This window comes from Amycolatopsis sp. NPDC041971 (assembly GCF_055588925.1).
Genome location: NZ_JBVJCE010000013.1, coordinates 169,991 through 189,392 on the forward strand (window position 1 = coordinate 169,991; position 19,402 = coordinate 189,392).

17 protein-coding genes are annotated in these 19,402 nt (G+C 68.4%); 7 read left to right on the forward strand and 10 right to left on the reverse strand.

The genetic code is table 11. The features are described from left to right. Window positions 1-161 precede the first annotated feature (161 nt). Window positions 162-1,034: a dTDP-4-dehydrorhamnose reductase gene (gene rfbD / locus ACZ6DT_RS25190; protein WP_465599474.1), complete on the reverse strand. Its 873-nt coding sequence runs from the start codon at window positions 1,032-1,034 to the stop codon at window positions 162-164. Window positions 1,035-1,038: 4 nt separating this feature from the next. Then, the gene (gene rfbB / locus ACZ6DT_RS25195; protein ID WP_465599476.1) at window positions 1,039-2,022 is read right to left on the reverse strand and encodes a dTDP-glucose 4,6-dehydratase; all 984 of its coding nucleotides are present in this window, start codon (window positions 2,020-2,022) and stop codon (window positions 1,039-1,041) included. Window positions 2,023-2,173: 151 nt separating this feature from the next. Between rfbB and ACZ6DT_RS25200 the strand changes: the two genes are divergently transcribed. The 3 genes from ACZ6DT_RS25200 (at window position 2,174) to ACZ6DT_RS25210 (ending at window position 5,839) form a co-directional block, all read left to right on the forward strand. Beyond that, a complete protein-coding gene (locus tag ACZ6DT_RS25200; protein ID WP_465599478.1) occupies window positions 2,174-3,706 on the forward strand; it encodes an LCP family protein in 1,533 nt (510 codons plus the stop codon). Window positions 3,707-3,795: 89 nt separating this feature from the next. Continuing rightward, window positions 3,796-5,121 carry an LCP family protein gene (locus ACZ6DT_RS25205; protein ID WP_465599480.1) on the forward strand — a complete coding sequence of 442 codons (1,326 nt, stop codon included), beginning with the start codon at window positions 3,796-3,798 and terminating at the stop codon, window positions 5,119-5,121. A gap of 10 nt (window positions 5,122-5,131) precedes the next feature. Further along, window positions 5,132-5,839 carry a TIGR03089 family protein gene (locus ACZ6DT_RS25210; RefSeq protein WP_465599482.1) on the forward strand — a complete coding sequence of 236 codons (708 nt, stop codon included), beginning with the start codon at window positions 5,132-5,134 and terminating at the stop codon, window positions 5,837-5,839. A gap of 62 nt (window positions 5,840-5,901) precedes the next feature. Here the strand turns inward: ACZ6DT_RS25210 and ACZ6DT_RS25215 are convergent, their stop codons facing one another. The 3 genes from ACZ6DT_RS25215 to ACZ6DT_RS25225 all read right to left on the reverse strand — a co-directional run bounded on the left by ACZ6DT_RS25215 (window position 5,902) and on the right by ACZ6DT_RS25225 (window position 8,495). After that, on the reverse strand, window positions 5,902-6,327 hold the full coding sequence (locus tag ACZ6DT_RS25215) for a DoxX family protein (RefSeq protein WP_465599484.1): 426 nt from the start codon (window positions 6,325-6,327) through the stop codon (window positions 5,902-5,904). 397 nt (window positions 6,328-6,724) lie between these two features. Beyond that, window positions 6,725-7,153 (reverse strand): hypothetical protein, encoded by a 429-nt coding sequence (locus ACZ6DT_RS25220; protein WP_465599486.1) that lies wholly within the window; start codon window positions 7,151-7,153, stop codon window positions 6,725-6,727. Between the two features lie 169 nt (window positions 7,154-7,322). Then, complete coding sequence (locus ACZ6DT_RS25225) at window positions 7,323-8,495, reverse strand: acyl-CoA dehydrogenase family protein (protein ID WP_465599488.1); 1,173 nt, start codon at window positions 8,493-8,495, stop codon at window positions 7,323-7,325. Between the two features lie 105 nt (window positions 8,496-8,600). Between ACZ6DT_RS25225 and ACZ6DT_RS25230 the strand changes: the two genes are divergently transcribed. Then, window positions 8,601-10,250 (forward strand): class I adenylate-forming enzyme family protein, encoded by a 1,650-nt coding sequence (locus tag ACZ6DT_RS25230; protein ID WP_465599490.1) that lies wholly within the window; start codon window positions 8,601-8,603, stop codon window positions 10,248-10,250. Window positions 10,251-10,320: 70 nt separating this feature from the next. On the opposite strand, the gene purE is transcribed toward ACZ6DT_RS25230, so the two are convergent. The 5 genes from purE to ACZ6DT_RS25255 form a co-directional block, all read right to left on the reverse strand. Next, complete coding sequence (gene purE, locus ACZ6DT_RS25235; RefSeq protein WP_465599492.1) at window positions 10,321-10,818, reverse strand: 5-(carboxyamino)imidazole ribonucleotide mutase; 498 nt, start codon at window positions 10,816-10,818, stop codon at window positions 10,321-10,323. Window positions 10,819-10,828: 10 nt separating this feature from the next. Further along, complete coding sequence (locus ACZ6DT_RS25240; RefSeq protein ID WP_465599494.1) at window positions 10,829-12,013, reverse strand: 5-(carboxyamino)imidazole ribonucleotide synthase; 1,185 nt, start codon at window positions 12,011-12,013, stop codon at window positions 10,829-10,831. A gap of 44 nt (window positions 12,014-12,057) precedes the next feature. Next, complete coding sequence (locus ACZ6DT_RS25245) at window positions 12,058-13,263, reverse strand: glycosyltransferase 87 family protein (RefSeq protein WP_465599495.1); 1,206 nt, start codon at window positions 13,261-13,263, stop codon at window positions 12,058-12,060. Then, the gene (locus tag ACZ6DT_RS25250) at window positions 13,238-14,584 is read right to left on the reverse strand and encodes a glycosyltransferase 87 family protein (protein WP_465599497.1); all 1,347 of its coding nucleotides are present in this window, start codon (window positions 14,582-14,584) and stop codon (window positions 13,238-13,240) included. The genes ACZ6DT_RS25245 and ACZ6DT_RS25250 overlap by 26 nt, the downstream gene beginning before the upstream one ends. 81 nt (window positions 14,585-14,665) lie before the next feature. Continuing rightward, a complete protein-coding gene (locus ACZ6DT_RS25255; protein ID WP_465599499.1) occupies window positions 14,666-15,538 on the reverse strand; it encodes a GGDEF domain-containing protein in 873 nt (290 codons plus the stop codon). 309 nt (window positions 15,539-15,847) lie between these two features. On the opposite strand from ACZ6DT_RS25255, the gene ACZ6DT_RS25260 reads away from it, so the two are divergent. The 3 genes from ACZ6DT_RS25260 (at window position 15,848) to ACZ6DT_RS25270 (ending at window position 19,328) form a co-directional block, all read left to right on the forward strand. Beyond that, window positions 15,848-18,118: a sigma-70 family RNA polymerase sigma factor gene (locus ACZ6DT_RS25260; protein ID WP_465599501.1), complete on the forward strand. Its 2,271-nt coding sequence runs from the start codon at window positions 15,848-15,850 to the stop codon at window positions 18,116-18,118. 10 nt (window positions 18,119-18,128) lie between these two features. Beyond that, the gene (locus ACZ6DT_RS25265) at window positions 18,129-18,629 is read left to right on the forward strand and encodes a GtrA family protein (RefSeq protein WP_465599503.1); all 501 of its coding nucleotides are present in this window, start codon (window positions 18,129-18,131) and stop codon (window positions 18,627-18,629) included. Window positions 18,630-18,791: 162 nt separating this feature from the next. Beyond that, window positions 18,792-19,328 (forward strand): GtrA family protein, encoded by a 537-nt coding sequence (locus ACZ6DT_RS25270; RefSeq protein ID WP_465599505.1) that lies wholly within the window; start codon window positions 18,792-18,794, stop codon window positions 19,326-19,328. Window positions 19,329-19,402 lie beyond the last annotated feature (74 nt).

Genomic DNA, 19,402 nt, shown 5'->3' on the forward strand with positions numbered 1-19,402 from the left:
CGGCAGGGCGGGCTCACGCGACTGGGCGGCGAACTCGCGTGCCTGGCCGCGCGACTCGCGTGATCAGATGGCGAACTCGCGTGATCAGAGACGGAACTCGAGTGATTGGGCGGCGAACTCAACGTGTCCAGAAATGAAGCAGCGTCAAAGGGCGAAGCAGCTCAGGAGGCGAAGTAAGCCTTGAGCGCGTCAGACCAGTCCCGAAGCGGCGTGAGACCGGCCTCGCGCCACGACGCGTTCGACAGCACCCCGTACGCCGGACGCGCCGCGGGACGCGGGAATTCCGCCGTCGTACAGGGCTTCACCCGCGCGGGGTCCGCGCCGAGTTCCGTGAAGATCGCGCGCGCGAAACCGCACCACGTCGTCGATCCGCCGCCCGTGCAGTGCAGAACCCGTTGCGAGGGTCCTTCGCCGACGGCAACGCGACCGGCCAGTTCCAGCAGTCCGGCGGCGAGATCGCGGGACCAGGTCGGTGAACCGGTCTGATCGTCCACTACGGACAGTTCGTCGCGTTCCTTTTCCAGGCGCGCCATGGTCTTCACGAAGTTCGACCCGGTCTTGCCGTACACCCAGGACGTCCGCACGATCCAAGACCGGGCGCCCGACCCGAGAAGCGCGTCCTCGCCCGCCGCTTTCGTCCGGCCGTAGGCGTTGAGCGGTCCCAGCAGATCACCGGTCTCGTACGGTGAAGTCGCGTCACCGGCGAAAACGTAGTCCGTGGACACGTGGATGAGCGGAACCCCGCGCGACGAGCACGCCGCGGCGAGCACGCGGGGGCCGTCGGCGTTCACCGCGAACGCCCGCGCCTCATCGGTTTCCGCCGCGTCCACCGCGGTGTAGGCGGCCGCGTTGATCACCACCGGTGACTTGCCCGCCGCCCGCGCCCGGTCGGCCAGGTCGGCCACCGCGGCGACGACCTGGCCGGCGTCGCACACGTCCAGCTCCGACGACGGCGGCGCCGAAGCGTCCGCCGCCAGTGCCGCGATGTCCTGCCCCAGCTGACCGGATCCGCCCGGTACGAGAATGCTCAGCACTTCGTCAGGCTCCCACACGGTTCTTCAGCGGCTCCCACCACGCTCGGTTTCCGCCGTACCAGGCGACCGTGTCGGCCAGACCGTCCTCAAAGGACTTCCGCGGCGTGTAACCGAGTTCCCGCGAGATCTTGGTGATGTCGACCGAGTACCGGCGATCGTGTCCCTTGCGGTCCTCGACGGGCTCGACACTCTCCCAGCCGGCGCCGACCGCGGTCAGCAGCCGCTCGGTCAGCTCGCGATTCGTCAGTTCCGTGCCACCGCCGATGTTGTAGACCTCGCCCGGCCTTCCGCCGTCGGCGACGAGCTGGATGCCGCGGCAGTGATCATCCACGTGCAGCCAGTCACGCACGTTGAGCCCGTCGCCGTAGAGCGGGACCTTCTTGCCGTCGAGCAGGTTGGTCACGAAGAGCGGGATGACCTTCTCCGGGAATTGGTACGGACCGTAGTTGTTCGAGCACCTCGTGACACAGACAGGTAACCCGTGCGTACGGAAGAAGGAACGTGCCAGCAGATCGGAGGACGCCTTCGACGCCGAGTACGGCGAATTCGGCTCCAGGGCGTGGTCTTCGGCCCAGGATCCCTCGTCGATCGAGCCGTACACCTCGTCGGTGGACACGTGGACGAACTTTCCGACCTCGGCCTCGAGCGCGGCCTGCAACAGGGTCTGCGTGCCGAGCACGTTGGTCAGCACGAAGTCGGCCGCCCCGGTGATCGAACGGTCCACATGGGACTCGGCGGCGAAGTGGACGACCAGGTCGATGCCCCGCATCAGCTGGCTGACCAGGGCGGCGTCGCAGATGTCGCCCTTCTCGAAGCGGTATCGAGGGTTCTCGTGCACCGGCTCCAGGTTCGCTTCGTTGCCCGCGTAGGTCAGCTTGTCGAGCACGATCAGTTCGGCGTCGGCCAGGCTCGGGTACGCCCCTGTCAGCACCTGCCGGACGTAATGCGAACCGATGAACCCGGCACCCCCGGTGACCAGCACTCGCATGCCGCGATCCTCCCTTTACGACTTCCCTGACCGGCCGAGTGTGTCACGACCGGGACAACCTTTCACCAGCCTACGGACGTCTAACACGGAGGTCAGTAGAGTTGTCGGCGAGGCACGCGGGTGCCCTGGGGAGATTCGTGGAGGACCGCACGTGACCGAGTGGCCCGGGCCACCCATTCCGGCGCGCCGTGACGGCGGTGTCTTCATGGTCGCCCGCCGTGGGGTGAAGGTCGTGTTCAGCCTGGTCTCGATCACGATCCTGGCGCTGAGCTGGTGGGGCTGGCAGTTCATCGGCGACCCTTCGCGGGGTTTCGCGACCACGAACATCTTCGAGGACAACGGTCACCCGCCGGCGAAACCGCTGGACGGCGCGATCGACATCCTGCTCGTCGGGCAGGACAGCCGCACCGACGCGCAGGGAAACCCGCTCCCGCGCGAGGTCCTCGACATGCTGCACGCCGGAATTTCGGACGGCGAGCGCCAGACCGACACGATGATCCTGGTGCACATCCCCCAGAACGGTAAGAAGGCGGTCGCGATCTCCTTCCCCCGCGACTCCTGGGTCGAGATCACCGGCGGTTTCGGCAAGCACAAGCTCAACAGCGCGTACGTGTACGCCTACAACGACACGTCGAAGACGCTGCAGCAGCAGGGCAACTCCGACCTCAAGGACGTCGACGCCAAGGCCAAGGACGCCGGCCGCAAGAACCTGATCGCGACGCTGGAGAAGTTCATCGGCAAACCGAAGATGATCGACCGGTACGCCGAGGTGAATCTGTCGAGCTTCTACGAGATCACCAAGGCGATCGGCGGCGTCGAGGTCTGCCTCAACAACGCGGTCAAGGAGAAGAAATCCGGCGTGGACCTGCCCGCCGGGAGATCGACCGTCGAGGGCGTCCAGGCGCTCGCGTTCGTCCGGCAGCGCTACGACCTGCAGAACGGCGACCTCGACCGGATCGCGCGACAGCAGGCCTTCCTGTCGGGGCTGGCGAACAAGGTGCTCTCGTCGGACGTCCTGATCAACCCGGCGAAGATCGCGGGCCTGATCGACGCGGTGAAGAAGTCGGTCGTGCTGTCGGCGGGCTGGGATCTGCCGGAGTTCGCCGCGCAGATGCGCGGGCTGAGCAGCGGGAACGTCGAGTTCCACACGATCCCGACCCAGGGCGACGCGATCATCGGCGGTGCCGCCGTGCTCCGGGTGGACCCGGCGCAGGTGCAGGCCGAAGTCAGCCGCCTCACCGCCGACGGCGAAACCGCACCCACCTCGACCCCGGCCACCCTGCCGGGCGCGGAGGCGGTGACAGTCGAGCTCTTCGACGGATCCGGCGCCCCCACGCTGGCCACCGAGGCCCGGAATTTCTTGCAGAGCAAGGGTTTCAAACTCGCGCCCGACACGAAGCTCAGCATCCGCAACTCGACGGCCATCCGGCACGCGCCGGGCGACGAAGCCGCGCTGGCCCTGATCAAGCAGGTCTTCGGCACCACGGTGCAGGCCGAGGCGGACCGCGACGTCGCACCCGGCAAAATGCGAGTGCTGCTCGGTAAGGACTTCAAGGGCGCGACCCCGACCACGGCCCCGTCGAAGCCGTCGCCCCCCTCGAAGCCGGCTCAGCCGCCCTCCAGCGCTCCGCCTGCTCCCACCACGACGCCGATCGTCGCGGGCAATGTGCCCTGCGTCAATTAATGCCCGGGTACTGAGCGTGGCCGACCTCACGGTGGCCTAGCCTTCTCCTACGATCGGACGAGTGGCAGCGCCAGGGGAGGTGACCAGGGATGGGCGACGAGGACAAGGGCGTCAACGAACGTTCTGAGCAGTTGGACGACGAAGAGCCGAAGTCCGAAGAGGACACCAAATCGGACACCGAGAGTGACGAAGAGCCCCGGTTCGTCCCGACGCCGTATCCGCGGAATCCGACGCTCCCCCAGCCGACCGCCCCGGCCGACGACGAAGACGAATCCGTCTCGGGTGTGCTCGCCGTGCCCGAGCGGCCGCTGCGCCGCGCCGGCCGGATCACCCGCCGGATCGCGCTCGGCCTCGTGTCGCTGCTCGCCCTCGGCACGACTGGCTACGCGTACGTCACCAAGGACCAGTTGCAGAACAACGTCCCCACGACGAACGCCCTCAGCAAGTCCGACGATCCCGCCGCACCGCCCGCCGACGACGGCGCGAACGACATCCTCCTCGTCGGCAGCGACGCGCGGACCGACGCGCAGGGCAATCCGCTGCCGCTCAAGGTGCTCAAACAACTCCGCACCGAGGAGAAGCCGGGCGTCAACACCGACACCATCATCATCCTGCGCATCCCGAAGAACGGCGGGAAGCCGTCCGGTGTCTCGATCCCGCGTGACACCTGGACCGAGATCCCCGGCCGCGGTCCAGGCAAGATCAACTCGGCATACGGCGCCGCGAAGGCCGACTACGCGAACGCGCACCGCGGCGAAGCCGATCAGGCGAAACTCGAACGCGATTCCGATCAGGAAGGCCGCAAGGCACTGGTCCAGACCGTTCAGGACCTGACGAAGATCCGCATCGACCACTACGCCGAGGTCAACCTGCTCGGGTTCTACCTGCTGACCGAGGCGCTGGGCGGCGTCAAGGTCTGCCTGAACCACTCCACCGAGGACAAGGACTCCGGCGCGAACTTCCGGCGCGGCGAACAGACCGTGTCGGGTGGCGAGGCACTTTCGTTCGTGCGGCAGCGGAAGAACCTGCCGCGTGGCGATCTCGACCGCATCGTGCGGCAGCAGACGTTCCTGTCCTCGGCGCTGAACCAGGTGCTCTCGGCGGGCACGCTGACCAGTCCGTCGACGATGGCGGGCCTGATGGACGTCGTGCGCCGGTCGATCGTCCTGGACGAAGGGCTGGACCTGCTGGAGTTCGCGCAGCAGGCGAAGGGGATCGCGTCCGGCGACCTGACCTTCACGACCATCCCGGTGGTGAACATCAACGGCCGCAGCGCGGACAGCCAGAGCATCGTCGAGATCGACCCCGCCGCCGTGCGGACCTTCGTGTCCGGCCTGGTGGGCCGGAGCGGTGGGGGCGGGGCCCCCGGTGCGGCTCCACTGCTCGCCGCGTCGAGTGTTCCCTGCGTGAACTAGCGTTGGGGACGTGAGCCTCACCGAACTGCTGCTGCGACCCCTGCTCGGGTCGCCCGCGAAACCGCTGATCACGCACTACGACGACAAGCAGGGCAGCCGGGTCGAACTGTCCGTGGCGACCACGGTGAACTGGGCCGCCAAGACGGCGAACTGGCTGGTCGACGAGTTCGACGTCGAACCGGGAGACCAGGTCGCCGTCGTGCTGCCGTCGCATTGGCAGACCGCCGGCGTCCTGCTGGGCGCCTGGTGGTGCGGCGCCAGGGTGGTGACGGAGACCGCCGGCGCGCGCGTGGCGTTCGTCGCGCCGGGTGGCGGTTCCGACGCGTCCGCGACGGCCGTCGTCTCGCTGCACCCGATGGGTCTCGGGCTGCCCGCCGGTTCCGTACCCGACGGGGCTTTGGACTACCTGACCGAAGCCAGGCTCGCGGGTGACCGGTTCAGCTCGCTGTTCCCCGTGCCCGGTGACACTCCCGCGCTGGGTTCGTCCACTGTGGATGAAGCCCTCGCCGAAGCTCGTTCCCGCGCTTCCTCGGCGGGCTTGTCCGCGGCGGACCGCGTTCTGTCCACTGTGGAATGGACTGGCGAGGAAGGGATTCTCTCGGGATTCCTGACGCCGCTCGCGGCCGGCGCACATCTGGTCCAGGTCACCGACGCGGATCCGGCCAAACTCGCTTCCCGGCGCGAAGCCGAGCGGACGACCGCGGATCTCCCCTCCTGACGTGCCATGAAGGGACCTTCCTGGCGAATTCGCGAGGAAAGGTCCCTTCATGGCAACCGGAGTCAGGCGTCCTGGAGCTGCTTCGCCTCACGCTTGCGCCCGAAGAGCACGTGGTCGATCGACAGCTTGCCGGCGTTGAAGCCGAGCGCGAGCCCGGCGACCGCCAGGACGAGGACGAGTTCGTAACCGCCCTGGCCGGTGAGGCCGTTGTCGAGGTGCACCGAGAGCAGCGCACCGACGGAGACCACGACGAAGCCGAGGCCCACCAGCGGCGTCAGGAAACCGACGATGAACAAGATCGCGCCCACGATCTCCACCGCGATCGCGAAGATCGCCGCGAGCGTCGGCAGCGGGATTCCGGTCTGTTCGAAGAACTTCGCGGTCCCGTCGATTCCGTTTTCCCACTTCTGCAGGCCGTGTGCGAGGAAGACCACACCGACACCGATCCGGCCGAGGAGGAGGGCGACATCCTTGAAACGAGCGAACATCGGGTATCAGCTTTCTGGTCGGTGAAAATTCAACTTACCCGGATCACGGTAAGGCACCGGGCGCTTCCGATGGCACCTCCGGAGCGTGATCGACAGGTACCCGACAGGAAGCGGACCCCGGTCGGCGGCATGTCCTCTGCGGAAGGCCGCGAACGTTATCCCCCGCACGACAGAATCTCTTCGGTGACGGAGGAACGGCTGACCGGCCTGTGCTCGGACCCGGACGGCTCTACTGGGTGAGCTGGAGCACCGAGTTCACGGGGTCGCGCTTCATCCGGGCTTTGAACTTCCATCGCGCCCTCAAGGGCACGTACGGCACCCCTGCTCTCGCTGGACCACCTGCCGACCAAACACCTGGCGGGCTCGCGGTTCGCGTGTGTCGAAAGACTGGAATCGCTCAGCGACCCGTCCGCCGATGTTCCGCGGCCAGCCCCCTCCAGCCCCCGCTGACGGCCAACACCTCAAGCACCCGCTCGGCCTGCTCGGCGAACCCGGCCAGATCGCTGTGCAGCAACGCTGTCCGCTCGGCGTCGAGCGGGACCTCGTCGTCTGCCCACAGTTCGATCACCGTGCTCACGGTCCACACGAGGAACTGGATGATCCGGATGAACTCCTCCGACGGTTCGTCGACAACCTCGCGGTACCCCGTCTCGATGTCATCGCACGCCGCGACCAGCTCGCGCAGCGGCTTGACGACGTCGGCCGCCGTCCCGTCCCACGCGGCCGACGGCCACATCCGATCCCCGAGTTCGAGCCACAACCGCCAACCGGCGACCAGCTCGGCCTCGTCGTGCGGTGTCCACGACACCGGAGCGAACCAGAACATCCTTCGAGAGTGACAGCGTGCGGCCATGATCGCCGTACTTCCGTGAAGCATTTCACCGAGAGGCGATCTCACCTGCGCATTTCGTCACCCGATCGCGAACCCGGAAGTACATGAAGGCCCCCTTCCTTGCGTCAGGCGCAAGGAAGGGGGCCTTCATGTACTCGAGACGTCAGCCCTTGAGCAGGGCGCGCGCCATGACCATGCGCTGGATCTGGTTGGTGCCTTCGTAGATCTGGGTGATCTTCGCGTCGCGCATCATGCGCTCCACCGGGAAGTCGCGCGTGTAGCCCGCGCCGCCGAAGAGCTGCACGGCGTCGGTCGTCACCGACATCGCGATGTCCGACGCGTACGCCTTCGCGGCCGCGGCCATGTAGCCGCCGCGCTTGTCGCCGCGTTCGGTCGCCGCGGCGGAGGCGTAGACGAGGTTCCGGGCGGCTTCGATCTTGATGCCCATGTCGGCCAGCATGAACTGGACGCCCTGGAACTCCGAGATCGACTTGCCGAACTGCTTGCGCTCCTTGACGTACGCGATCGACGCGTCGAGTGCGCCCTGTGCGATGCCCAGTGCCTGCGCGCCGATGGTCGGGCGGGTGTGGTCGAGGGTGCGCAGCGCGGTCTTCAGGCCGGTGCCGGGTTCGCCGATGATGCGGTCGGCCGGAATGGTGCAGTTCTCGAAGTGGATCTCGCGGGTCGGCGAGCCCTTGATGCCGAGCTTCCGCTCCTTCGAGCCGACGGTGAAGCCGGGGTCGTCCTTGTGCACGACGAACGCGGAAATGCCGTTGGCCTTCTTCTCGGCGTTGGGGTCGGTCACCGCCATCACGGTGTACCAGGACGATTCACCCGCGTTGGTGATCCAGCACTTGGTGCCGTTGAGCACCCAGTGGTCGCCGTCGAGCTTCGCGCGGGTGCGCATCGAGGCGGTGTCCGAGCCGGCTTCGCGCTCCGAGAGGGCGTACGACGCCGACGTCTCGCCGGAGGCGATCGACGGCAGCACGAGCTTCTTGAGGTCTTCCGACGCCGAAATGATGATCGGCTGGGTGCCCAGCTTGTTGACGGCCGGGATCAGCGACGCCGACGCGTCGACGCGCGCGACCTCTTCGATCACGATGCAGGCACCGATGGCGTCCGCGCCCTGGCCGTCGTAGGCTTCGCTGATGTGGACGGCGTTGAAACCCGACTTGACCAGCGCGTTGTACGCCTCGATCGGGTAGCGCTCGTCCTCGTCGACCTCGGCCGCGTAGGGCTCGATCTCCTTCTCCGCGAGGGCACGCACCGCGGCCCGCAGCTCCTCGTGCTCTTCGGCAAGCTGGTACAGACCCGGGCCCTCAGACACCTTCGTCACCTCTTCTAAGCGCGTTTGGGAGTTCGACCGATGTTAGCGCTCGTTCACATCGTGCGACATCGAGAGCGCTTGTGTCTTTGACCGCAAAGTCCGTACGTTCGAGTGATGCAGCTCACCCCGTTCCCCCGGTCGCTGGACTATCCCCAGGTCCCGGCCGGCTCGGTGCTGGTCGGCGCCGCTGCTCGCTGGGGCGCCAGAACCGCCTTCGCCTACGGAGACCAGAGCCTCACCTTCGCCGAGACGTACAGCGCGGCCTGCCGGTTCGCGAACGCCCTGCGCGCGGAAGGCGTCGGCCGGGGCGACGTCGTGGCCCTTCACCTGCCGAACTGCCTGGCGTACCCGATCGCCTACTACGGCACGCTGCTCGCGGGTGCCACCTTCAGCCCGGCGAACCCCCTGCTGCCGCCCGAGGACCTCGCCTTCCAGCTGGCCGACGCCGGAGCGGTCGCCGCCGTCACCGTCGGCCCGGTCGCGCGCGTGCTCGCCGCGGTCCGTGACCGGACAGCGGTCCGGCTGAGCATCGTCGTTCACCCGCCCGAGGAAGTGAGCGAGAACGAAGTCGAGTTCACGGTGTTCCACGCCGGTCACTCCGACGAGCGGCCGGACGTCGAGATCGACATCTACCGCGACCTCGCCCACCTGGCGTACACCGGCGGCACCACCGGACGATCGAAGGGCGTCTGTCTGCCGCATCGGAACGTCGTGGTCAACAGTTTGCAGAGTTCCTGCCGGCGGCTGGGCGCGATCCCCGCCCTCGACGACTCGGGAGAGGTGATCGTCGACCAGCTCGGCGGCCCGGACGAATGGCCGTCCAGGATCGGCACCGGGATCGCCCTCAATCTGACGCCGTGGTTCCACGCCATGGGCACTATCGCCGCGCTCAACGTCCCGCTGCTCGACGGCGGCACGGTCGTCCTGCACGACCGCTTCGACCCGGCCGCGTACGTGGCCGACGCCGAACTGCTGCGGGTCACCACCATCGGCGGGGCGCCCGCGCTGTTCGCCGCCTTGCTCGCCTGCCCCGATTTTCACACGGCCGACCTGTCTTCGGTACTGACCATCGGTTCCGGTGCGGCGCCGATGAACCACGAGATGATCCGCGCCCTGCAGAACCGCTTCCCCGGCGTGATCATCACCGAGGGCTACGGCCTCACCGAGGTCACCATGGGCGCCGTCATCGCGCCGTCGTATCGCTCCGCCACCCGGAAGGTCGGCTCGGTCGGCCTTCCGCTCCCGGACACCGAGATCAAGATCGTCGCGGCCGAGGGCGGCGAGGATCCGTTACCCGCCGGGAAAAGCGGCGAGGTCTGCCTGCGCGGCCCGCAGGTGATGACCGGCTATCGCAACCGCCCCGAGGAGACGGCGGCCGCGCTCGTCGACGGCTGGCTGCACACCGGCGACATCGGCATCCTCGACGAGGACGGTTATCTGTCCATTGTGGATCGCAAAAAGGACATGCTGCTGTACAAGGGGTACAACGTCTTTCCGCGTGAACTCGAAGAGCTGCTGATCACCCTGCCCGGCGTGTCCGCGGCGGCCGTCGTCGGCGAACCGGACACCGAGGTCGGCGAGCTGCCGGTCGCGTTCGTGGTGCGCAGCGACGAGAACGTCACCGCCGAGCAACTCCTGGAGGCCGTCGGCGCTCGTGTCCTGCCGTACAAGCGGCTGCGCGCGATCCACTTCGTCGACCAGATCCCGGTCTCGGCCGCCGGGAAGGTGCTCAAACGAGAGCTGCGGAAGCGACTCGCCGACTGACGCCACGCGTTTCGTCCTCTGAATGCGGTGGTTCGTCGTCGAACTACCGCATTCAGAGGACGAAACGCGGTCAGCCTTCGACGCGTTTGCGCAGTGCGGCGTCCTTGTCGAGCACCAGCTGTTCCAGATCCGCCTGGAAGCGGGCCATCTTCGTCTGCAAGCCCTCGTCGGACGCGGCGAGGATGCGCACCGCGAGCAGGCCCGCGTTGCGTGCGCCGCCGACGGAGACCGTCGCGACGGGGACACCGGCGGGCATCTGGACGATCGAGAGCAGCGAGTCCATACCGTCGAGGTACTTCAGCGGCACCGGCACCCCGATCACCGGCAGCACCGTCGCCGACGCGACCATGCCCGGCAGATGCGCGGCCCCGCCGGCGCCCGCGATGATCACGCGCACACCGCGCGAAGCGGCCGACGTCGCGTAGTCGAGCATCCGCTGCGGAGTGCGGTGCGCCGAGTAGACACCGACCTCGTATTCGACGCCGAACTCGGCCAGCGCCTGCCCGGCCGCTTCCATCGTCGGCCAGTCCGAGTCGCTGCCCATGATCAGGCCAACCTGCGGCGCCATACTGATTCTCCTAGTGAATTTCGTGGCCGTCGAGCCAGACGGCGTGGGAAAGCCAGTGCGCGGCGAGCAGCGCGCGGTCGCGCAGCTCCTCCATGCGTTCGCCGACGAGGTTGACGTGGCCGAGTTTGCGGCCGGGACGCTCACCCTTCCCGTACAGGTGGACGCGGATGTCCGGGTACCGCGCGAACAGGTGGTGCAGCCGTTCGTCCGGTCCCATCCCTGGCGCCTCGGGGGCACCGAGGACGTTCGCCATCACACAGGCCGGGGCGATCAGGTCGGTCACGCCGAGCGGGTAGTCGAGCACGGCACGCAGGTGCTGCTCGAACTGCGACGTCTTCGAACCGTCCTGGGTCCAGTGTCCGGAGTTGTGCGGGCGCATGGCGAGTTCGTTGACCAGCAGGCCTTCGTCGGTCTCGAACAGCTCGACGGCGAGCAGGCCGGTCACGTTCAGCGTCGCGGCGATCCGCAGCGCCAGGTCCTGCGCCTCCTGCGTGCGCTGGAGGCTCAGCCCCGGCGCCGGGGCGAGCACCTCGGTGTTGATCCCGCCGGACTGCACGGTTTCCACCACCGGCCACGCCGCGCCCTGCCCGAACGGGGACCGGGCCACGAGCGCGGACAGTTCGCGCCGCATGACGACCTTTTCCTCGACCAGCAGCGGAGTTCCGGCGTCGAGCAGTTCGGGGACGGTCTCGCGGGCGTGCTGTGCGGTGTCGAGCATCCAGACGCCGCGGCCGTCGTAGCCGCCCTGCGAAGCCTTGAGCACGACCGGCCAGGAGTGCTTGTCGCCGAAGGTGATCACGTCGTCCACAAAGGACACTTCGGCGAACGCGGGGCCGGGGATCCCCAGTCCGGCCATCATCTCGCGCATGACGAGCTTGTTCTGCGCCATCGACAACGCGGCCGGATCGGGCCGGATGGTGACGCCTTCCATCGCGAGCGTCAGCAGGTGCTCGCCGGGAACGTGCTCGTGGTCGAAGGTCAGCACGTCGACCTCGGCGGCGAACGAGCGCAGCGCTTCGAGGTCGGTGTGGTGGCCGTGCACGACCTCACCCGCGACGAGGCCGGCGGATTCGTTCTCCCCGGCGGCCAGCACGCGCAGGGACTGGCCGAGGGAGATCGCCGCCTGGTGGGTCATCCTGGCCAGCTGTCCGCCGCCCACCATGCCCACGATCGGAAGACCGGTTCGTTTGTCCACTACTGCCGCACACTCCCGCTCAAAAGCCGATTCCGCGGATGAGATTACTTGGCCGCCACGGCCACGACCTGGGCGGACCCGCGTCGCAGCTCCCGGACGGCCAGGCCTGTGATGGCGATCGCAGCGGTGAGGACGTAGCCGTTGCCGAGCAGCGACCAGCCCATTCCCCAGCCGAACTCGGTGTCCCCGCCGTTGGGCACGAACATGATCACGCCGCTCGCGAACAGCACCGCGACACCCGCGGCCGGAACCCACGCTCGGCGGACGACGAGCAGGACGAGCAGCGGCACCGTCCACACCCAGTGGTGTGACCAGGACACCGGCGAGAGCAACAGCCCGTAGAACGCGGTCACCAGCAGCGCGCCGACGGGATCGCCGCGGCGATGCAGGCGCACGACCAGCCAGACGGCGGGGACGGCGAGGACGGCGGCGATCGCGATGGCCACGGTCAGCGACCACGGCGCGAGTTCCGAAGCGCGGTTCACCAGTCCGTTGAGTGACTGGTTGAAGATCCAGTGTACGGAGCCGACCCGGCTGGGGTCGGTCGCGGACTTCGTCCAGAACCGGACGGCGTCACCGGGAATCACCGCGAACATCACGGCTTCGAGTGCGACGAACGTGCCGAGCGCCCGCAGCGCGTCCTTCCAGCGGCCGGTGAACAGCAGATGCGGCACGAAGATCAGCGGCGTCAGCTTGATCGCGGCCGAGATCCCGATCAGCACCCCGGCCCAGCGCGAACCACGGGCCGAGAGCACCAGGACGTCGAGGACGATCAACGCCATCAGGATGAGGTTGATCTGCCCGAGGAAAAGCGTCTTCCAGACCGGTTCCAGCGCCAGCGCGCCCGCCGTGGCCAGCGGCAGCACCCACCACCGGGTGATGGGGGCGCCGCAGGCGCGGGCGACCACGGAGATCACGACGCTCAGACAGACCAGGGAGAGCGCGCCGACGACACCCCAGGTCAGCCCGGCGGGGACGATCGCGAGCGGCAGGAACAGCGGCGCGGCGGCCGGGGTGTAGGTGAACGGCAGCAACACCCACGGCGGCAGCGTCGTCAGCGCCTCGCGGGTGTAGAGCGGTTCACCCTTCAGCAGGGTGAGGGCACCGGCGCGGTAGACGGCGCTGTCCGCGCCGAGGTGCCATTCCCCGAGCCAGGCGACGACGCCCAGCGCGAGCATCGCCAGTGCGAGCGCACCCGCCAGCGTGACCCCGACGATCCGGGGTTCAGCCGCCGGCCGTGACTTCAACATGCTTGTCGTCGTCGCTCCGCTTCCGCCGCAAGTACCACCAGCGCCCGGCGAGTGCGAGCGCCAGCACGAGCGGCATGAAGATGTACGCGCTGCCGAGGATGTTCTGCCACACCTGCCAGTGCAGCTCGACATTCCGGCCGTTCGGCAGGATCAGCAGGACACAGCTGATGAAGACGAAGAACACCGCGAAGGTGCCCAGCCAGCGTTTCCACGCGGTGGCGGGCGTGGTCTTCGGCAGCCGCGAAACCAGCAGGACGACCAGCGGGGCCACCCACACCCAGTGATGCGTCCAGGAAATCGGCGAGATCAGCAGGATCCAGAACGCCGTCACGAGCATCGCCGCGAGCGCTTGGCCCTTGCGGTGGAAGCGCAGCACCAGCCAGATCGCCGGGATCGCGAGCAGCGCGCCGATCCCCATCGCCGCTTTCGACGCCCAGGGCGCGAGTTCGGTGAAGCGGTTCATCAGCGCGTTCAGCGACTGGTTGCCCGCCCAGTGCACCGGGCCGATGCGGCCGGTGTCGGGCAGCGTGTAGGTCCAGTACCGGGCCGCGTCGTGCGGGATGATCAAGAACATCAGGCCCTGCATCACGACGAAGGTGACGAGCCCGCGGATGGCGTCCATCCGGCGGCCGGTGATGAAGAGATGCCCCAGGAACACGATCGGGGTGAGCTTGACCGCGGCCGCGACGCCGACGAGCACGCCGCCCCAGCGGCTGCCCCTCGCCCCGATGACCAGGATGTCGAGCATCACCAGCGCCATCAGGATGATGTTGATCTGGCCGAGGAAGACCGTGCGCCACACCGGCTCGAGGCCGAGGAAGACCAGGAAGAACGCGATCGTCGACCGGGCGGGCGAGGCCCACCAGCGGGGGCCGTCGGTCGTGGGCTTCGGCAGCGCGCCGATGGCGATGCGGACGCACAGCGCCAGCGCGAGCAGCGAAACCGCGGTCAGGAGCCCCCAGGCGACCTGAGTCGGGACCAGCGCGAGCGGGATGAACAGCAGCGCGGCCGTCGGCGGGTAGGTGAACGGCAACAGCGCCCACCACGGCTCCACCGGAAGCGTGTTCGCGTCGTACAGCGGATCGCCGTTCAACAGCGTCTCGGCGCCGGCGCGGTAGACCGCGCTGTCCACGCCCAGCACCCATTCGTGCTGCCAGCCCCAGATCCCGAAACCGATCGCGACCAGCGGGATCACCGACAGGATGAGGATCGATCTCGGCCGGACGGACAAGCGGGCGAGCGACTTCCGCAGCGAGAGACGATGCTGCGGGCGGCTCGCCGAAACGTCGCCGTTGGCGTCGGCGGAAACAGTCCGGGTCACGCAAACAGGAAATCATGAACCGGGTCGTGCCACCTCGACTGGGTCGGCCGTGACCTGGAGAACGTCTTACGCTACCCCGCTTCAGGAGCGCGCGAGGCCACCGAGGAGGTCACACGCCAGATCGTAGGTCGCCGGGAGCCGGACGGCCGAGATCTGCGGGCGGCCGGTGTCCCGCAGCTGCGCGTCCACCGAAAGCCGCTCGTTGAGCGCCCTTCGCAGCGCGACGCCGGACGAAGCGAGCCGCACGTCCTTCGGTACGAGCACGCCCGCGACGGACGGCCCGATCGAGGCGACGCTCTCCCCGCCGTCGAACACCTGCCTCAAGGCGTCCGCGACCAGGATCATCCCGGTCAACCGGGGCCAGCCCGCGACCGAGCTGAAGTCCATCGAGACCACGAGCAGCGTGTGCGCCTCCGCGACCGACCGCTCGTCACGCCGGGCCTGGCGGTACAGCTCACCCAACCGGGTCCTCAGGTACGCGGCCGTGGGCAGTCCGGTGAGCGGTTCGGTGACCTCGGTGTTCACCAGCTGATCGGTCGCGACGTCCGCCCACGCCAGCGCCGTCACCCGTAGTAACCGGGAGGGGGTGGAGTCGACATCCGGTTCGAGGAAGCCGTCGACCGCGTCCGGATCGGCGAGCACGGCGTGCAACGCCGCGAGATCCGCGAGGGTTTCGGCCAGCCCGGCACCCGCGGCGGCCCGTGCCCGGCCCAGCCCGGCGAGGGCGGTCTCCGCCACCTCGGTGGGAGCGACGCGGCCGTTCTTGATCACCGCGGCGCAGACGGCGTCGACCTCGGGGAGGCCCCAGTCACTGGGGAAACGCCAGCCCGCGGCCAGGCTGGCCGTCCGCCAGCGGGCCCGCAGTGCGCGGAGCGTGCGATCTCGTTCGAACCGGTTCCAGGCGGGTGGCCCGTCGGATCCCCCGGACGGCGCACCGGTGGCCGGTACGTCCACTGCCCACCGCCCCTTTCCGTTCCGATCTTTTCGATCTTGCGATCGCTTCACGGTGGGGACGCCGGTCCACGCCGGGCGTGACGGCGTTTTCCAAGGATCTTTCCAAACTCTCCATCCATGCCCCCGCCGCCGCCCTCAAAGGACGCGCTGCGCGCGAGGATCAAATCCGACCCAGGCCGGGTGAAGCTGTTGCGCTCTCCGGGTCATCGGAGGGACCGCGAGGTGACGTGCGTCGCCCAGTCCGTCACACTGAGCGGGTTCGGGCGTTTAAGACAGTAGACCCGCCGAACCAGCAGATGAAGGAGCCCCGTGTCCACCGTTCCCGCCGATCTCTCCGGTAAGAGTGACGCCGAGCTGATCGCCGAGGTGCGTGACGGGAAGATCGCGTCCTACGGAACCCTTTACGAGCGCCACTCCGGCGCGGCGCACAACCTCGCCCGCCAGCTCGCCCGTTCGAGTTCCGAAGCCGACGACCTCGTTTCGGAAGCCTTCGCGAAGGTGCTGGACACGCTGCGCGTCGGCAAAGGCCCCGACGCCGCGTTCCGCGCGTACCTGCTGACCGCGCTCCGGCACACCGCCTACGACAAGACGCGTAAGGACAAGCGCGTCGACCTGAACGAGGACATGTCCGACGTCGGCGGTGCCGTCGGCGAAGCGCTGACGGTCCCCTTCTCCGACACCGCCGTCGCCGGGCTCGAGCGCACGCTCGCCGCGAAGGCGTTCGCCCGGCTGCCCGAGCGGTGGCAGGCGGTGCTGTGGCACACCGAGATCGAAGGGCAGACACCCGCCGAGGTCGCGCCGCTGCTGGGGCTGACCGCGAACGGTGTCTCCGCGCTCGCTTACCGCGCGCGTGAAGGTCTGCGTCAGGCTTATCTTCAGGTCCACCTGGCCGAGAACTCCGCCGAACGCTGCCGGGCGAGTGCGGACAAACTCGGCGCGTGGACCCGCGACGGGTTGTCCAAACGCGAACGTGCCCAGGTGGAGAGCCATCTGGACGAATGTGAGAACTGCCGCGCGCTGGCCGCGGAACTGGCCGACGTCAACACCGGTCTGCGCGGGATCATCGCGCCGATCGTGCTCGGTGGCGCGGCCCTCGGTTACTTGGCGTCGACCGGTGCCGGCAAGGCGGGCGCGGTCACCGCGGCCGCGACGGCCGCCGCCGCGGGTTCGAGTTCGGGCGGCGCCGCCGGTGCCGCCGCGTCCGGACCGCGCCAGTTCGCCGGAGTGGCCGGATCGGGCGCGGCCATCGTCGCCGCGGTCACCGTGGCGCTCGCCAACGGTGGCGGGACGCAGGAGATACCGGCCGCCGCGGCCGTCCCGCCGCCCGCCGTCGTCGCACCCGCTCCCGCCCCCGCGGTCCCGCCCGCGGCGCCTCCGGCCGTCCCGCCCGCGCAGCAGCCCGTGCCGCCGGCTCAGCAGCCCGTGCCGCCCGCGCAGCAGGTGCCGCCTCCGGCGCCTTCGGCCACACCCCCGGCGCCCGCTCCGGCCCCGACTCCGACGCCCGCCGAGCCGCCCCCGCCTTCACCGGTGATCCCGGCGCCTCCGGTGATGACGGCGTCGTCCCCGGCCGGTGGTGTCGAGCTCCGACCCGACGAGGAGACCAACCTGCCGATCACCGTGCGCAACGACGGTGGATCGAAGTCCGAGCCCGTGGCGGTCTCGCTGAACCTGCCGAAGGGCGTGCGGGCCGTTCCCGCCGCCGGCGGTGGCGCGATGGGTGTCGACGGCTTCCGGCAGCAGGCGCCCGCTCCGATCGCGGTGAACTGCCCCGGCGGCACCGGCACGGTGACCTGCCGGACCGGCATCGGCCTCGAACCGGGACAGTCCGCGGTACTGACGTTCCGGCTGCTCGCCGACGAAACCGCCCTGGACGACAGCGTGGTGACCGGTTCGGTGACGGCGGGCGCGCGGATCAAGGTGTCGGTCTTGGTGAAGGTCAAGGTGCCCGCGCCGCCGGACGGCGTCGACCTGAGTGCCGAGAGCGACGGGCTGTCGGCGTTCCCGTGGAACCCCCATCCACTGATGAGGATCCGTGTGACGAACACGGGCAAGACGACGAAGCCGGTCACGGTCACTCTCGACCACCGCGTGCTCAGCGCCTGGAGCGTGTACGGCATCCGGTGCACCCCGACCGGCGAAGGCGCGTCGTGCACTTCGCGCGGCTCGCTGACCCCTGGACGTCAGGTGAGCCTGCTGGTCCGGTTGAAGGGCCGCCCGGCGGAAAACGTCCCGGTGACGGTGAACGCCACCCTCGGCGTTGCCAAAGCGGAGCCGGTCGCGGTCCACTTCGGCTGCTGGCACCACTGGTGTGACGACAACGCGCTGCTTCCGCCGACCACGGTGCCTTCGCTGCCTTCGGTCATTTCGAAGCCCTCGGGCACACCGGAGACGACGAAGCCGGAGCGGCCAGGGCGGCCTTCGCCGTCGAAGAAGCCTTCGCCGTCAGCGACGCCTTCGGAGCCCGCGAGGCACCAGCCCGCCCCCGCGGAGCCGACCACGACCACGAGCGCGCCACCGCGGCCCGGCAAGACGAAGCCGTCCACGCGACCCAACGGGGTGGCCGACCGTATTTTCCAGTAGCGTCGCCCGCATGCGGGGGAAGCATCGCGAACTGCTGCGGTTCGTCCTGGTCGGGGGCGCGAGTTTCGTCATCACGATGACGATCACCTACGGGCTGAAGTTCACCGTGCTGACCGACAAACCGGTGACCGCGCTGATCATCGGGGCGCTGGTGGCGACCGTTTTTTCGTACGTCGCGAACCGTGAATGGTCCTTTCGCACCCGTGGCGGCCGTGAGCGAGCCCACGAAGCGGCCCTTTTCTTCCTGCTCAGCGCGATCGCGCTCGGCCTCAACGCGCTTCCTCAGCTGGTTTCGCGGTACGTGTTCGACCTGGAGCAGCCACACGTCGGGCTGCTGACCCAGGAAATCGCCGACTTCGTCAGCGGTGTGCTCATCGGGACCCTGCTCGGCACGGTGTTCCGCTGGTGGTCGTTCAAGAAGTGGGTCTTCCCGGAGGCCGACGCGCGGCCGCGACTGCTGCGGGGCGGCGGACCGGAGATTGCCGACATCCCCGACGACCCGGCCGCCTGAACGGCACGCGACAGCAAAGGTCCCTTGCTCCCTTTTCGCAGCTCAGACCGCGTGAGCGAGAAGGACGGATCGGCCGTTCTCTCAACCGCCCAAAGCGTCATATAACGCACTGTCCATCCCCTCCCGGCCCATTCCACGGGCCGAGCGAATTAGACTGATCCGGTGACCGTGGTCGAATCCGTCCTTTCGAGGACGCCCGAGCCGTTCCGATCCGTGCTGATCAAGCACCGTGAGCTGTTGAAGTTCGCGATCGTGGGCGGCACGACGTTCCTCGTCGACAACGGCGTCTGGTACCTGCTGAAACTCAGCGTGCTGGAGTCGAAGCCGACCACGGCGAAGGCGATCGCGATCATCGTCGCGACGATCGTGTCGTACATCCTGAACAGCGAGTGGTCCTTCCGGACCCGCGGCGGCCGCGAGCGGCATCACGAGGCGGCGCTCTTCTTCGTGATCAGCGGGATCGCCGTGGTGGTCAACCTCATCCCGCTCTACACGTCGCGCTACATCTTCGACCTGGAAGTGCCGCATGTGACGCGGTTCGTCCAGGAATTCGCCGACTTCACGAGCGGGTCGATCATCGGCATGCTCCTGGCGATGTTCTTCCGCTTCTGGGGCTTCAAGAAGTGGGTCTTCCCGGATGAGCTGGGCAAACGCCGCCGGGACAGCGACGAGCCGGACGACGTCGTTCCTCTCCGCTAAGTACTTGTCAAACGACATATGATTGTCTAGAGTCATTCATGTCAACGTTCCTTCACTGATGACGCCGGCCGGGT